General features: G+C 62.2%; 13 protein-coding genes. 4 read left to right on the top strand and 9 right to left on the bottom strand.

Features of this window, described 5'->3' with window-relative positions:
- Positions 1-2 precede the first annotated feature (2 nt).
- Together AB4Z24_RS03480 and AB4Z24_RS03475 are read right to left on the bottom strand one after the other, a co-directional pair.
- Complete coding sequence (locus AB4Z24_RS03480; protein ID WP_116968898.1) at positions 3-1,985, bottom strand: ATP-dependent nuclease; 1,983 nt, start codon at positions 1,983-1,985, stop codon at positions 3-5.
- 14 nt (positions 1,986-1,999) lie between these two features.
- Complete coding sequence (locus AB4Z24_RS03475) at positions 2,000-3,178, bottom strand: Fic family protein (protein ID WP_116968897.1); 1,179 nt, start codon at positions 3,176-3,178, stop codon at positions 2,000-2,002.
- Positions 3,179-3,282: 104 nt separating this feature from the next.
- Between AB4Z24_RS03475 and AB4Z24_RS03470 the strand changes: the two genes are divergently transcribed.
- The 4 genes from AB4Z24_RS03470 (at position 3,283) to AB4Z24_RS03455 (ending at position 7,657) form a co-directional block, all read left to right on the top strand.
- Positions 3,283-3,909, top strand: a complete 627-nt coding sequence (locus AB4Z24_RS03470) for a hypothetical protein (protein ID WP_116968896.1) — start codon at positions 3,283-3,285, stop codon at positions 3,907-3,909.
- A 113-nt stretch (positions 3,910-4,022) separates the two neighbouring features.
- Entirely contained in the window at positions 4,023-5,219 is a 1,197-nt protein-coding gene (locus AB4Z24_RS03465; RefSeq protein ID WP_137901410.1) for an ABC-three component system protein, read from the top strand.
- A gap of 3 nt (positions 5,220-5,222) precedes the next feature.
- Positions 5,223-5,723, top strand: coding sequence for a three component ABC system middle component (locus AB4Z24_RS03460; protein ID WP_137901409.1), 501 nt, complete (start codon positions 5,223-5,225; stop codon positions 5,721-5,723).
- The gene (locus tag AB4Z24_RS03455) at positions 5,720-7,657 is read left to right on the top strand and encodes a DUF3732 domain-containing protein (RefSeq protein ID WP_162006109.1); all 1,938 of its coding nucleotides are present in this window, start codon (positions 5,720-5,722) and stop codon (positions 7,655-7,657) included. Before AB4Z24_RS03460 ends, AB4Z24_RS03455 begins: the two co-directional genes overlap by 4 nt.
- A 150-nt stretch (positions 7,658-7,807) precedes the next feature.
- Here AB4Z24_RS03455 and AB4Z24_RS03450 read toward each other — a convergent pair whose 3' ends face one another.
- The 7 genes from AB4Z24_RS03450 to trmD all read right to left on the bottom strand — a co-directional run bounded on the left by AB4Z24_RS03450 (position 7,808) and on the right by trmD (position 14,727).
- Positions 7,808-8,230, bottom strand: a complete 423-nt coding sequence (locus AB4Z24_RS03450; protein WP_441706006.1) for a thermonuclease family protein — start codon at positions 8,228-8,230, stop codon at positions 7,808-7,810.
- Positions 8,227-9,480, bottom strand: a complete 1,254-nt coding sequence (locus AB4Z24_RS03445) for a tyrosine-type recombinase/integrase (protein ID WP_116968893.1) — start codon at positions 9,478-9,480, stop codon at positions 8,227-8,229. Before AB4Z24_RS03445 ends, AB4Z24_RS03450 begins: the two co-directional genes overlap by 4 nt.
- Positions 9,481-9,610: 130 nt before the next feature.
- Positions 9,611-10,291, bottom strand: coding sequence for a JAB domain-containing protein (locus tag AB4Z24_RS03440; RefSeq protein WP_441706004.1), 681 nt, complete (start codon positions 10,289-10,291; stop codon positions 9,611-9,613).
- Between the two features lie 14 nt (positions 10,292-10,305).
- Positions 10,306-11,139, bottom strand: a complete 834-nt coding sequence (map, locus tag AB4Z24_RS03435) for a type I methionyl aminopeptidase (protein ID WP_441706002.1) — start codon at positions 11,137-11,139, stop codon at positions 10,306-10,308.
- A 163-nt stretch (positions 11,140-11,302) separates the two neighbouring features.
- Complete coding sequence (gene rplS / locus AB4Z24_RS03430; protein ID WP_441706001.1) at positions 11,303-12,001, bottom strand: 50S ribosomal protein L19; 699 nt, start codon at positions 11,999-12,001, stop codon at positions 11,303-11,305.
- Between the two features lie 229 nt (positions 12,002-12,230).
- On the bottom strand, positions 12,231-13,865 hold the full coding sequence (locus AB4Z24_RS03425) for a L,D-transpeptidase family protein (RefSeq protein ID WP_441705999.1): 1,635 nt from the start codon (positions 13,863-13,865) through the stop codon (positions 12,231-12,233).
- A 133-nt stretch (positions 13,866-13,998) separates the two neighbouring features.
- Positions 13,999-14,727: a tRNA (guanosine(37)-N1)-methyltransferase TrmD gene (gene trmD / locus AB4Z24_RS03420; RefSeq protein WP_441705998.1), complete on the bottom strand. Its 729-nt coding sequence runs from the start codon at positions 14,725-14,727 to the stop codon at positions 13,999-14,001.
- Between the last annotated feature and the right edge of the window lie 39 nt (positions 14,728-14,766).

Raw genomic sequence — 14,766 nt, 5'->3', positions numbered from 1 at the left:
GGTCAGTCTCGCCGCAGGCATTTGGCGATATGGTTGAGAAGTTCCGAAAGCAACGGCGGCATGTCCTCACGCAAGGCCTTGGTCTTGATGTGGGTGAGCGCCGCGAGATGTGTCGCCGGCTTGCTGTTCGTGATGAAGTGGTAGCGATAGGCGGGCAGCAGATCCGGGTAGTCCTTGTAAGGTCCGGTGTAGAGGGCGAGCCCTGGTCCAGCTGTGCCCAGGACGACTTCGGCTGCCTTATCGACGGCCATCTTGGGTCCGCCCCCCTTGGGTATAACTGCTTCATAGGCGTCGGGAAAAGCCGCGATCATCGCCAGGTCGAGGTCGAGCGGCGCGGAGAAGTAGACGGCGTGAGGCTTCAGGCAGTCGACCCATCCCTTGAGCAGCTTGCGGTCATCGGCATCCTGCCACGTGTGCATCTTGGCGAAATCGGCGTCCGATAACATGCCGCCTTCGATCTTGAGCAGGTTAGCCTTCGGCACGCCGAATTCGATAAGTTTCTCGATCGCGGTCTTCACCCGGCCGAAGCCGCCGCCGCTACGGCCGAGGTCGAGATCGAGCAGAGTCGCGTGTGGAATGCCAAGGTGCGTCAGCAACCGCCAGAAATGCTGCACATGGCGCCCGCCCAGCGGCACGATCGCGACGAAGGCAGGATCGATCAGGAGGTCGAGCGCTTCGGCGAGACGCGGGAGGACGATCCGCTCCGAGTCCCCTTCGACGAGAAGGACGAAGCGTGCGAAGTAGAGTTCCGGGTAGGCGAGCATGGCGCCACGGACGAACTTGGCCGCCTCGTCTATGCCCGTCGGCATCTTGATCTTCTTGACGGACGAGACGCGCGTCTTCGGGTCGCTGCGGCAGTAGCGAACCTCGCGCGGGTTGACCCGGCTCAGAACCGCCGGGGAATGGCTGGTGACGATCGCCTGGGCGCCCCCGCCGTCGGTGAGCGACCGGACCTGACGAATGATCCGGGCAAGGAAGTACGGCGACAGGTGGTTTTCCGGCTCCTCCAGCGCGAACAGCGTGAGTGCGGGGATACGCAGCTGGTCGTCAAGAAAGCCTTCGACCTTGCCCGCGACGACCTGGCGCTCAAGGTCGAAAACGGCCGCGGCCAGCGCGAAGTAGAAGAGCGATTGTTGGCCGTCGCTCAGCGCGTCCAGGCCGCGTTCTTGGCCGTCGGGGCCTTGGTCGAAGATGACCGCGATTTTGCTGACGATTTCTTCAAACCTACGACTAACGAGGCTGAGCCGAGGCTTGGTGTCGACGACATCGTCATGGAGGTCCGACCAGCGTGTCTGTAGGGCCTTTGCGATCGCCGCGATTGCTGCCTCGCCCTCAAACGCGGTGGCCAGATCTTCGCTCGCGCCCTTTACGGCGTCCTCGGTGTCCGATGACCATTCAATGGCGCGCAGCAGGCGCGCGGCGAGCGCTCCGGTCGTGGCGCGGATCTGAGCGGCGGCATCGCGACTGGCCGGGGTGTAGTAGAGTTGGATGAGGCCGCGATCGGCCGCAGAGACGGGGTGGCGCTTGTCGTCCGGGGGATTGTCGTCGAGCGTATCGACCCAGAACAGCTCCTGCGACACCTCGCCCTCGACGGTTCCGTCGTCCTCCCAACGCGCTTCGAGCCGCAAGCGACAGACCGGTGCTTTGTCTGCACGCTCGAGCTGCATGTGCCGAAATGACGGTGCGATGGTTTCGGGCGTGGCGGTGCCGTCGGCCAGCTCGGGCAGTCCGATCAACACGTCAATGAACAGGTCCTTCGGCTCACGGTCATCGATGTCCTCGTCAGCTCCGACATGAAAATCCGACCGCTGCACGGTGCGTTGTGCGCGCGAGACGCCGAACAGCTTCGACAAGGCGTGGAGGAGCGCGGTCTTGCCGGCCGCGTTCGGACCAACGACGGCGGTGATCTCCGAGGCAATCGGCACCGTGATCGGGTCGGGGCCGAAGCAGCGGAAGCCGGACAGGGTGACGCTTTCTAGACGCACAATTTTCTCTCGGGTTAGGCTGCGGGCAGGGGATCGGTGCCCTCGCTGAGGATTGCGAGATAGCGGCGATAGCCGAAGACGCGACCGCGCCGCCGGCCGGTCACCTCCTCGACGATGCCGAGGCGTTCAAGATCGGCAAGCGCGGCGTTGACGGTGGGCGCGGACAGGCCCGTTCGCTCGACCAGCAGGTTTGCGGTGAGATAGGGGTTCTGCTGAAGGAGATCGTGGATGCGCAGCGCGGAGCCAGGGCGTTCGCTCTCGCCGGTGATGCGTTCGCGGTCGTGCTTGAACAGTTCGACGATCCGGGTCGCGGCGTCGAAGGCTTGGTTTGCCGTATCCGCAACGCCGGTCAGGAAGAAGTCCAGCCAAGCCTCCCAAGCCCCGTGTTCGCGCACCTCCTGAAGCAGCCTATAATAGTCGGCGCGATGGGTCTTCAGATAGAGGCTCAGGTAGAGCAGCGGCTTTCGCAGCACGCCGTGAACGCAAAGGTAAAGCGTCACCAGCAGACGCCCGATACGGCCATTGCCGTCCAGGAAGGGATGGATCGTCTCGAACTGGACGTGCAGGAGGCCCGCCTTGATCAGCGCCGGCAGTCGAGACTCGTCCTCGTGCATGAAGCGTTCAAGGGCGTCGAGGCAGCCATCCAACTCCGTCGTTGGAGGCGGGACGAAAAGCGCGTTGCCTGGTCGGCTGCCGCCGATCCAGTTCTGCGAGCGCCGGAATTCGCCCGGGCTCTTGGTGCCGCCCCGCCCGCTTTGCAGAAGCCGTGCGTGCATTTCGCGGATCAGGCGGAGCGACAGCGGCAAGTCCTCAAGCCGCTCCAGGCCATACATCATTGCGTCGACGTAGTTCGAGACTTCGCGGATGTCGTCGATCGGCTGCCCGGCCTGCGCCTCGGTCTCGAAGCGCAGGAGGTCGGTAAGGGTGGATTGGGTTCCCTCGATCTGGGACGAGAGGACGGCCTCCTTCCTCACATACATGTAGAGGAAGAGCTCCTGGCGCGGCAAAAGCATGGTTATGCCGTCGAGGCGGCCCAGCGCGCGTTCAGCTAGGCTCAAACGGTCCAGCAGCGTGAGCACGTCGATCGGCGGCGCCGGGGGGAGCGGCGGCGGCACGAAGGCACGCACCGTCTCGCCGGCGACGGGGGTTTCGACAAAGCGGCCCAGCCGCTGATTGGGTTCGGGATCAACCATGTGCGCCGATTATGGCAACCCACCCTTATTTAAGCAATGCCCACTTGGCTTAAATAGGAAATGGGCTAAGGTAAGTCAGCTTAAATAACGAGGCCTGATGAGAAGTGGGAGGCTACAGCCAGCGCGTGCGCGACAGCATTCTGCCCCTTTCGGTGGCCGACACGCTGCCTGCCGCCTTCGCCGAGTGGTCCTTCACCGAAAACACGGTCGACCACGAGACACCGATCGAGACATGCGAACTGTGCGGCCAGCAGGACCTCAGATATCACTTCGAGATCGCCAACCCATATACCGAGGCAGCGCTCTGGGTCGGCTCACATTGCATACTTCAATTCGACGTCGCCGTCATGGAGAATGGCCGGCGCCTTTCGCCCGAGGAGGCAAAGCGCCATCTGGCCAAACTTACCCAGCGGATGCAACTGGAGTCCTGCATCCGTGCGCTGGAACAGCTCGCCACGAAGGAGGTCAACCCGGTGCTGTCGGGCGCGCTCGACTACTACCGGCGCAACAAGAAGCTCACGCCCAAATATGCCGCCGTGGTGTTCTGGAAGCTTCGGACGTTTCGGATCGACCACCACCCCTCCTTCTTTCAGGTCGAGCTTCGCCGCGCCCAGCACATCGAGGACCTGCGACAGATGCCGACACGCCGGGTTCATCGCTTCTGGAGCGCGCTGAGCGCGGGACAGCGCCGGAAGGCGGTGGAACTCGGACATACTCCCCCAGATGAATGATGGGGGACAGGACTGGGCATTCTGTATTGCACGAGCGGTCACTTACATTGAAGGTGATCGCTGTAATTACCGAACCGAAGGAATCTTCATTTGAGTAGGGGCCAGAGCCAGGGATGAAGCCAGCCAGCACGCACGAAGCCAGCGCTTCGGCGACTGGCTACCTTTTTCAATGCCGCTACGCCTTGCTCGCCGGTCTTCAGGCTATCGCCAAGTCGCCCCAACTGGAGATTTCGATCGAGAAGTTCGACGATGTGGGGTTCGAGGTCAACGGTGAGCCGACACAGCTTATCCAGACCAAGCACCATGTGGGCAAGCTGGGCAACCTGACGGATGCCAGCGTCGATCTGTGGAAAACGTTGCTCATCTGGACCAAGCGCGTGACGGAAGACGTCGAGGCGCCCTTCAGGATCAAGTTCGTCCTGTTGACGACAGGGTTCGCGCCAGATGGGTCAGCGGCGGCGCTCTTGCGCATGCGCGAACGGGATGAGTCGGCCGCTGATCAGCTGCTCCTGAAGACCGCTGCTTCATCCAAGAACAAGGAGAACGCTGCAGCCTATCAAGCCTACTCGGCGCTGCCGGAAGATTTGCGTCAAAGCATGCTGAAGGCGATCCTCGTTCTCGACGGCTCGCCCAACATCGTCGACGTCGGGGATGAGATCGCGCGCGAGCTCGTTCACGCCGCGCCGCGCGATCAGGTCGACCATCTGGTAGAGCGCCTTGAAGGATGGTGGTTCGGCGTGGTGATCAAGGCCCTCTCCGGAGCAGGCCCTTCGGCCATCCCCGTGCTCGCCATTGACCAGCGGGTCGATGAACTTCGGGAGGAGTTCAGGCGAGACGCCCTGCCGGTCGATTATGCGTCCACCTATCCGTCACCGACGGTCGTCGCCGAACTCGACAAGCGTCCTTTCGTGAAACAGTTGCGAAGGATCGAGGTCGGCCCGCGGCGCGTGGAGTTCGCGATTCGAGACTATTACCGAGCGTCCGAGCAGCGATCGCGCTGGGCGCGCGAAGAGCTTCTCGTAGGTGGCGAACTCGAGAACTATGAGCGGCAGCTCGTGGAAGCGTGGGAGCCGCGCCACGCCGCCTTGGTCGACGAACTCGGCCCGGGTTGCCCGCCCACCGAGAAGGTCGCCGCCGGGCAGCTGCTTTACAAATGGGTGGAGAACGAGGCCCAGTTTACATTGAGAAGCGTTCGGGACCGGTTCCTGACCCACGGCAGCTATCACATACTGTCGAATCGATACGCAGTCGGGTGGCATCCTGAATATCAGAGCGACCAGGATGACCCTTCCGATGACGGGGTGGGCTAATCCATGCAGCCCTGGTCGAACCGCGTCACCGAAGAAGCTTATCTGTTCAATCCGGCTTTCTGCGCCACTTTGCTGGCGAAGACGACTGAAGACTATACGAAGAAGGCGGGGCGGCCGTTCCCGTTTGCTCTCACCTTCCTTATTCTCCCGATCGTTCTGCACCAGGGCACGCGGCGAGCGTTGCCGAGCTCGACAGTGACCTCGCTTTTGCCTTGGATTCAGGACAACCGTGAGCAACTTGTCGACTTCGCGAACAGGGTGACGCGCCTGAGCGCGATCACCCGCGAAGCCGTTGTGTTCGGTGCTCAGCACCAGATCTTGGCGCTGGCGGACAGCGGCGACCTGAGCGTTGGGGCGAAGCGTCAAACCGCGACCGAGAAGCGGACCGCGCTGTTCACCGCAGAAGCCCGCGAGTGCGTCGACCGGGCAGGTTTCTTGGGACGATGGTTTGCCGCCGCGGGCACAACCGCAACAATCTACGCCGCGTGGGGGGTGACACCGTGAGTCTGCAAATTGCCAAGCTCATTCTCTACAGTCGCCGGGGTGAAGTTCGCGAGGTCGTGTTCAGACCCGGCGAGCTAAATATACTGACCGGCGGCTCAAAAACCGGCAAGTCAGCGATAATCGACATCATCGATTACTGTACGGGCCGCAGCGAATGCAACGTCGCGGATGGCGTGATCCGCAAGTATGTCGGCTGGTATGCTTTGCTGTTTCAAATTGGCGACGGACAGATCTTCATCGCCCGTCGCAACCCCGATGTCGGCGATCGAACGAACGGCGATATCTACATGGACCGAGGGTCGAGCATCGAGACACCGTCGGAGTCCGCCCTGTTCAAAAACACGACGGTGGGCGCAGTAGAGAAGTTCCTCGGCGCCGCGATCGGCATCAGCGAGAACGAACATCGACCTCCGACCCCAACCCGCGACCCGCTGGAGGCAAACTTCCGGCACGCGCTGTTGCTCTCCTTCCAAGACCAGAACGACATCGACAGCAAACAGCGCCTGTTCCACCGGCAAGGCGAGGACTTCGTCAGTCAGGCCATCAAAGATACGTTGCCCTATTTCCTTGGGGCCGTGGATGAAGACCGCCTATTCAAGCAATCCCAGCTCGATCAGGCCAAACGCGAACTACGTCAGCTAGAACGCCAGCTCCGCGACGCGGACGCCCTTGATAGCAGCACGTACCCGCGTGCGCGCGCCCTTGTCGACGAAGCCAAACAGGTGGGACTTATCGACGAGCGGACTGTCGCGCTCACCTACGAGGCGGTCCTTGCGGTTCTTCAGCGCGTGGTGCGTGACACCGGCGTGCGCGACAATTTTATGGTGGGTGACGGCGAGGACGTGCTGGCTGGCCTACGCGCTGAACGCCAGGGTCTTCGAACCGAACTCGAGAGGGTCAACGCCGAGATTCGATCGACCCGGACGTTTACGTCGGAGACGAGTGGCTACGAACGTGAAGCAAAAGAGCAGCGAGCTCGCTTGAGCTCCGTCGGCCTGATCAAACATGGCGATCACGATTCCGCTCATTGCCCGCTGTGCGAAAGCCAGCTTCCCGTGCCGGCGCCGACCGTGGTGCAGATGCAGCGCTCGCTTCAGGAGCTCAGCGATCAACTCGAGGCGGTTGAGGCTGAGAACCCGCGGCTTCAGCTCAGATTGGCGTCGCTCAATCGCGAAGAGGCCGACATCGAGCAGCGTCTGCGGGAAAACCAGCAGCAGATTGCGGCGCGAATGAGGGAGAACGAGATCCTCCGCGTTCAACAGGACAGCTTCATTCTACAGGCGCGAACAACCGGAAAGATCACTCAGTATGTCGAGACCGCCAGCACCGCCGACACCAGCTCAGGGCTGAAATCGGCCATCGCGGCAAGCCGGATTCGGGTTGCGGCGCTGGAGCGGGAGCTCGACGCCGAAGCGATGAAGGAAAAGCTTGATGCCTTCTTGAACATTATCGGCCGCTACATGACCCAGTATTCTGACGATCTGGAACTGGAGCACCGAGGTAGCCAGCTAAGGCTCGACATCAGGGCCCTGACGGTCGTCGCTGATACTCTTGACGGTCCGGTCCCTTTGTTCCGGATGGGAAGCGGCGAGAATTGGGTCGGCTACCACGTCCTGGCACACCTGGCTCTCCATAAATGGTTTCGTCAAAAGAAGCGTCCCGTGCCGGGGTTCATCATTTTCGACCAGCCATCTCAAGCTCACTATCCACCGGACCGCGATGCGGAAGGTTCAATCGACGGGCTTTCCGACGAGGACCAGACCGCCGTGCTGCAGCTCTTCAAGCTGGCGGCCGATGCAGCGGCCGAACTCGCGCCGGAGCTGCAGATCATCATCATGGATCACGCAGACCTAAAGCCGGAGTGGTTCGCAACGGCGGTGATCGAGCGATGGAGGAAGGGCGAGAAGCTCATTCCCGCGAGCTGGTTACAGTGAGTTTGCGGGATCAGCCCGCGCGGGGTCGGCGATGGCCGGCATGTTGCTTCGGCACCGAGGCAGTATCTCATCGTCTGTGCGAAGCGGGTCCACAGGAGCTTGGACGCTCGAGCGACAGCGGGTGAGCCTAGGGAGCTACAGGTTCTCGGGCTAGCGGCCGCCCTGAGGCGCGCCGATCTGCCGCAACAATGTTCCGATCGATCGTCCGCTGATCTGGCAGACGGCGATGACGCGGTCATAGACCTGCACGCGGCCATTGCGGCCACGCACCGCGGTGCAGAAGGCCCCGCGGCCGAGAGCGACATCTTCCAGTGCTGCCTTGGCACGCGCTCCGATTGGGGCGTGAAGCTCGGGCGCATCGAAATCCGCCAGGCGGACCTCGATCCAAGTCGTCGGATCTGGGGAATCGCCGACGCACAGGCCGTCGCCGTCACCCACGTAACGGACCTGGCCCGAAAAGGAGTGACCGGCGCGAGTGGGGACCGGTGCTGTGCACGGATCCGCAGCTGCCGGGGTCGCAGCCGCCCCAGCGGCCAAGACGCACGCCACGATCATAAGTACGCGCGAGATCACGCCGCCTGCTTCGCTGGCCGGCGGACGGGCTTCTTGGCCAGCATGGTGCGGGCGAACTTGTCCCAGCGCGCCATGCCAGCTCGCTTCTCTGGCATGTAGTTCCAGCGGTCGTAGCTCTTGGAGCTAACGTCCTGCAGCGCATGGTTCTGAATGCGATCGCGGATTTCCTTCGGCACGCCAGCCTTGCCTGACAGCGTCTTCCACGTTCGCCGCAAGTCGCGATTGGTCACGACCGGGATGACGCCGCGGTCGCGCTGGCGCCACATAAAGGCATAGAGCGTCCCATGGCTGACGGGCTTCGATGGATCCTTCGCCGAGGGGAAGAACCACCCATGTTCGTTCGGCTTAATGGAATCGAGAAGCTCCGCCGCCAAGGACGGAACAGGGACCGCATGAGGCTTGCTGTTCTTGGTTTTTGACCAGTCGAGAATTCGTTCGCGGGAATCCCACTGATCCTTGTGAAGGCGCGCGATTTCCTCGACCCGCTGGCCCGTGAGCATCAGGATCTGAACGGCCCGCAGATAGGGCGGGTGCACCGGCACGTCGGGGCATTCGAGCCATCGCCAGAGCTGGACAAACTCATCTTCGTCCAGCCACCGGGACCCGACGACCTTAGGCTCAGTCGGGATACCTGCCGCCGGATTGTAGACCAGTCGAAATCGGCGCGGCGACGTGTTTCGATAGTCGTGCTCCGATTTCATTCCCCAGCTGTAAGCTGCGCGGATGTAGCAGCGGACGTGGTCCGCCATGGCAGGGGCCCCACGCTCAAAGATCGGGCGGAGCACCTCCGTCACCTCGTCCGGCTCGATCTCCCGGGCAAGGCGGTTGCGCCCAAGAGTGTCGGCTACCTTGTTCAGTCCTTTCTCCGTTTCCTTCCAGGACGGCTTACCTGCTTCTTTGAGCGAGGCGACGTAGGCTTCGAAAAGGTCGGCGACGGTTCCGGGCCGAGCATCGGTGACGATCTTGATGCTCCGACCCTTCTGGATCGCGTCCGCGAAGTCGCGCTTGAAAACCTCTCGGGCTGCGGCGAGCGACATCGATGGATAGTCGCCGAGTTTCGCCTTGATCCGCTTACCGTCGCGCCATTGCTGGGCCATCCATTCCGCCAGCACCCGCTTAGGCATCGGCCGCACGACGAGGACCAGGCGGCCCACGCCGCGTCCCTCGCCGTCGGCCAGGGACTTCTGCTTTCCGGTCAGTTCGACGTCCTTGATGCTGCGCCGGATCGCGCCATCGGTGAGGCTGCCCATGCTACGTCTCCCGAAAACTGAGGGCGGTAGTCAGTCGGTTATTGGGGTCGGAATGTGCTCCGATCCCCAATTACCGCCCTCAGTTTGCCCCAGTCACCGGAAGCTTTTCAAGCCCAAAAATCGTGGTGTTTCAATGTGCTTGGGCGTGATCGAGCGTGATCGATGTGGGTCTAGTAGGATGGTTGTGCACGAGGATGATGGCGCTTGCGGAGAGTTCGAGCGCGCGCTTCACGATCTCGCGCACGTAGACGGGTGTGTGATCGACGGTTCCGCGACCCTGCACTTCGTCCGCGATGAGCTGGTTCTTCTTGTCGAGAAACAGGATGCGAAATTGCTCGCGCGTTTCGAAGCCTTGCACCAGGCGCAAATAATCGAGCACGCCGTTCCATGACGACAGCGCAGGCCGGGAAACGATCTGACCCTTGGTCAACCGTTCGGCCGCGGCCTTGATCAGCTTCAATTCTTCGACGGCGCGATCGCCGATGCCTTCGACTTCCTTCAGGCGTTCGGCGGGAGCCGAGACGACGTCCGCGAACGAGCCGAATTTCGCGAGCAAGCGTTTCGCGATCGGCTTCGTGTCGATCCGCGGGAAGGCGCGGAAGAGGATCATTTCGAGTAGTTCGTAATCAGGGACGGCGTCGGCGCCGCCGTTCTGAAAGCGGTCGCGCAGGCGCCGGCGATGGCCCGCCTTGTCGTCGGGCGCATTTTTTTCTTCGCCCTTGGCTTTGGGTTTCTCTTCCTGGGTGAGGGAAAAGAATGTCGATTGCTCGGCGGCGCTTGTCTTGTCCCGAAATCCATCGGAGCGCGACATCGACCTTCACTCCATCAAGCGGCGGCGCGGACGCCGTTTGGCGGAAAATGATATCCGGCCGGGCTTTCGGTGAAAATCTCGCAGCCGGTTTCGGTGACGCCGACGGTGTGCTCGAACTGCGCGGAAAGCTCGCGGTCGCGCGTCACGGCCGTCCAGCCGTCCGCCAGTATTTTCACGTGCGGCTTGCCGAGGTTGATCATCGGTTCAATCGTGAACAGCATCCCCGGTTCAAGCACGGTCCCTTCGCCCGGCTCGCCGTAATGCAGGATGTTCGGGCGGTCGTGGAAGACGCGGCCGAGGCCGTGGCCGCAGAAGTCGCGGACGACGCTGCAGCGCTCGCCTTCGGCATAACGCTGTATAGCGGCGCCGATGTCGCCGGTGGTGTTGCCGGGCTTTACGACGGCGATGCCGCGCATCAAGGATTCATAGGTCACGTACATCAAGCGCTCGGCGCGGCGCGAGACATCGCCGACCGAATACATTCGGCTCGTGTCGCCGTGCCAGCCATCGACAATGAGCGTGACGTCGATGTTGACGATATCGCCAGGCTTCAACGGCTTATCGTTCGGCATGCCGTGGCAGACGACGTGGTTGATCGACGTGCACGTCGCGTAGCGATAGCCGCGGTAATTGAGCGTCGCGGGAATGGCGCCGTGGTCGAGCGCGAACGAGAGGACCAGCTCGTCGATTTCCGCCGTCGTGACGCCGGGCTGGACAATCGGAACGAGCATGTCGAGCGCTTCGGCGGCGAGCCGGCCAGCCTTGCGCATGGCGGCGAACGCCTCGGGACCGTGCAGCGGAATCTTGCCGTCGCGACTGGCCGTTTTGGATACTTCGATGTTCGACATACTACTCCACGCCACGTCGGACGGTGCTGAAGCTTCTAATCTAGTGCGAAACGATCGCCGGCAAAATACCTTGCGTCTCTGTGTGCCACCACAGGCGCAAAAAAGCGCCGGAGAAATTCCCCGACGCTTGAAAAACATCAGCCTCTGTCAGCCGTAGTGCGGCTTAGGCCTTGGCTTCTTCAGCCGGAACCTCGGCAGCGGTCAGCTCAGCGAGAAGGCGCTGTGCCTGTCCAACCCAGTCCTGCTTCTCGATGGCGCCCTTCAAGGTGAGGGTTTCGTCGAGGTTGGCGATATCTTCGTCCGACAGGTTGGCGATCTGCTCGACCTTGTAGCAGTTGAGCTGCTTCAGGCGGTTCTGCAGATCGATATCGATGCCCTTGATCTGCGTCAGATCCTCGGCCTCGCCCTTCGGCTTCTTGAAGCCCTTCCAGGCGGCGTTGAGGCGGCGTGCGCGTGCGTCAGTACGTTCGAAAATACGAGCGGCCTTACCGCGGCGTCCGCGGAGATAGTAAAGCTTGGCGCGGCGGACCTTGCCGCGGCGGACGACTTCGATCTCGGCGATGTAAGGCGAATAAACCGGGAAGACGCGCTCGACGCCTTCGCCATAGGAAATCTTGCGAACGGTGAAGTTCTCGTTGAGGCCGGCGCCCGAACGGGCGATCACGACGCCTTCATAAGCCTGGAAGCGGACTGTCGCCTCTTTGACGGCGGCCTTCTTCTTCTTGTCCTTTGGGTCGGCTTCGGCGGCCTCGACAACCTTGACCATCACCTTGACGGTATCGCCGGGACCAAATTCGGGAACGCCGCGCTTCGCGAGGACGGCGTCCATCTGCTCGCGCTCGAGCTGCTGGATAATGTTCATCTTGTTGATTCCATTTCGTTTTTTGATGACGCAGAGGATCGGCTTGGCGTCCATCAGGACCCGAACCGGTCATGCAACCCTTAAGGGCAACCCGTTTGAGGGAATTGTTGTTGGGCGGGTGATAGCGGAAGAGGCTGGTTTTGTCGAGTGGGCCCAAGCCCCTGTCGCGGCTATGCGCCGTTCTGCCCTTTGATCCGGGATGAAACGGCGGGCGGTTCCGCGACGGATCTCAGTAGCTAAGTCCCAAGGCATTCCCGATTATGTCGCCCACGTTCGCGCTTTTGCGCTTGGACGAGGGGACGTATTCGCCATCGATGTTCTGACCGCGCGCAGCGACAGCGGACGGGTTGAACGATGGCTCGACCGGCGCCAGGTGATCGCGGCCTTTGTTAATCTTTTGCCATTGGCCGTCGAGCGCCTGAGTCACACGCTTCTCGTGGCCGTAGACGTCGCCGAAGGTTTTCAGCTTGCCGTCCTCGCCGACCCACGCCGTGAAATAGACGAGGTGGATCGGGATTTCCTTCGTGATCGGGATCTCGTTGTTCAGCGGACCCGACCGATCAAGCTCGGCGATCTTTTCAGGGTCCCAGCCTTTGTCTTCCTTGAGGATAAGCTCGGCGAGCTGCATCGGCTTCCAGACGCGCAGGCAACCATGGCTCAGCGTGCGCTGGGCGGGCTTGAACATCCATTTGTCCGGCGTGTCGTGCATGTAGATCGTGTGCTGGCTTGGGAACGAGAACTTGACGTGACCGAGCACGCTCTTCGGTCCCGGCGGCTGGATGACGTCGTAGTTGCGGATGTCGCTCGTCGCCCAATCGATGCTGCGATAGTCGACGGCGCGCTGGCCGTTCTTGGTCACGATCTGCAAGCCGTACTGGCGCATCATGCCGCCGCCGCGGATGAGGTTCGGCCATAGCTCGTTGACCATGATGCTTTCGGGTACGCGCCACGCGGGGCGCAGCACGACGTATTTCAGAGGCCGTGAGAATATCGTCGTCTGCTTGTCGAGAAGGCCGACGACGATCTTCTCCGAGCGGATGATTTGCCCGTCCTTGTAAACGTACTGCATGTACTCCGGGATGTTGTTCAGCACGTAGAAGTCGCCCATGTTGGGCCACATCCAGCGCCACATCTCCATGTTGGCGCGAATGCGTTTGGCGGCGGGGCTGAGCTTGCCGGGCTTCCTGTCCTTCGGCAGCATCGTGAGATAGATCTGGCGCAGCTTCTCAAACTGCGGCTGCTGCGGCTGAAGGCTACGCAAGTAGGCGTCCGGCTCATGCGTTGCCGCCAGCGCTTCGATGACGACCTTCGGTTCGATCCATTGCGGACGGCGATCGAGGTTCGTCGTCAGCATCTCCGCGGGATCGGGAATGCGACCGCCGCGCGCGTCGCGGGCATAGAGAAGCGCGGCCTTCGAGAATTGCATTTCGGCAGCCGCCAGCGAGTCCGTGTCGGTCGCGGTCAGGGCACCATTGACGAGGTTCGGGAGTTTGAAGCGCGCTGCGTCGAGGCCGTAAGCGTCGGCGTTTTCGATCTCGGTGGCGAGTGTCTTCGCTTCGGGCTTCACTCCGGATGCCGTAACCCAAAGTGCTTCGCCGTGACGGTCCTTGTAGAAGTCGGTGAGGGCGGTTTGATCCTTGCGGTCGCGTTCGTCGTCCGCGGCAGGCTCGGCGGCGAGCTTCGTTCGCACGGCCATCAGGACAGCGTCGTCTTGAACGGCAGGCGCTGCGATGGCGGCCGGCGGAACGGGCGCAGCTTCGGCTGGCGCGGGCGGGTCATCGGCAAGCGCCGGAGATACCATCAGCAACCCGCCGATCAGCACTGCGGTCAACGAACCCGGCAGAAGATCCTTCAAGCTCTTCATCGCATCTCTCGATTGGCAACGCGCACGTGCCGAGAGACCTAGTCGCGGTGGCCTTGCGGCCTGCCAGCGAATCTTCCCCCAGCGTATTTGCGCAAGAAATCCTGGCCATGCAAAGGCGAAGCGCCCTGCAGCGTCACTTTGGGGTTCGGGTGGGACGCAAGAGATCCGGACGGCGGCTGGCGGTCAGCTGCTCGGCCTGACGCCGTCTCCACTCTGCAACCTTTTTATGATCGCCCGAGAGCAGAATTTCGGGGATCGAGCGGCCTTCCCAGTCGCGCGGCTTGGTGTACTGCGGGTATTCGAGAAGTCCGGTCTCGAAGCTTTCGCTTGCGAGGCTCTCGGCGGCTCCGAGGACGCCCGGCAGAAGTCTGACGCAGGCTTCGATCAGAACCATCGCGGCGAGTTCGCCTCCGGCGAGGACATAATCGCCGATCGAAACCTCCTTCAGGCTCTTCTCATCGATGACGCGCTGGTCGATGCCTTCGAAGCGGCCCGCGAGCAATGTGACGCCCGGCCCTTCGGACAGATCACGCGCCAGGCTCTGCGTCAGCGGTGTGCCGCGGGGTGAGAGGTAGATGAGCGGAGCGTCGGGTGAAAGTGTTTGCGCGTGATCGAGCGCGGGACCAAGCACATCGGCGCGGAGCACCATGCCGGCGCCGCCACCCGCGGGCGTGTCGTCCACTTGCCGGTGGCGGCCAAGCCCGAAGTCACGGATCTGGAGAGTTTCAAGCGACCAGATGTTGGCGGCGCGAGCCTGGCCGAGCAGCGATATATCGAGCGGTCCCGGAAACATCTCCGGGAACAACGTCAGGACGAGTGCGCGCCATGCCGGTCGTCCATCGCTCGTTGTGAAGTGGGCCATGGCGCCTCTTGCGATTTCGTCATGCCGTTCTTCACCGGC

This window comes from Hyphomicrobium sp. 2TAF46 (genome assembly GCF_052114865.1).
Taxonomy (GTDB): domain Bacteria; phylum Pseudomonadota; class Alphaproteobacteria; order Rhizobiales; family Hyphomicrobiaceae; genus Hyphomicrobium_B.
This window is presented reverse-complemented; position numbering and strand designations above follow the sequence as displayed.

Excerpts from the sequence above, each read along its gene's own strand:
- AB4Z24_RS03475 (WP_116968897.1), bottom strand. The coding sequence starts at position 3,178 with ATGGTTGATCCCGAACCCAATCAGCGGCTGGGCCGCTTTGTCGAAACC.
- AB4Z24_RS03465 (WP_137901410.1), top strand. The coding sequence starts at position 4,023 with ATGAAGCCAGCCAGCACGCACGAAGCCAGCGCTTCGGCGACTGGCTAC.
- AB4Z24_RS03460 (WP_137901409.1), top strand. The coding sequence starts at position 5,223 with ATGCAGCCCTGGTCGAACCGCGTCACCGAAGAAGCTTATCTGTTCAAT.
- AB4Z24_RS03445 (WP_116968893.1), bottom strand. The coding sequence starts at position 9,480 with ATGGGCAGCCTCACCGATGGCGCGATCCGGCGCAGCATCAAGGACGTC.
- AB4Z24_RS03440 (WP_441706004.1), bottom strand. The coding sequence starts at position 10,291 with ATGTCGCGCTCCGATGGATTTCGGGACAAGACAAGCGCCGCCGAGCAA.
- map (WP_441706002.1), bottom strand. The coding sequence starts at position 11,139 with ATGTCGAACATCGAAGTATCCAAAACGGCCAGTCGCGACGGCAAGATT.
- rplS (WP_441706001.1), bottom strand. The coding sequence starts at position 12,001 with ATGAACATTATCCAGCAGCTCGAGCGCGAGCAGATGGACGCCGTCCTC.
- AB4Z24_RS03425 (WP_441705999.1), bottom strand. The coding sequence starts at position 13,865 with ATGAAGAGCTTGAAGGATCTTCTGCCGGGTTCGTTGACCGCAGTGCTG.
- trmD (WP_441705998.1), bottom strand. The coding sequence starts at position 14,727 with ATGGCCCACTTCACAACGAGCGATGGACGACCGGCATGGCGCGCACTC.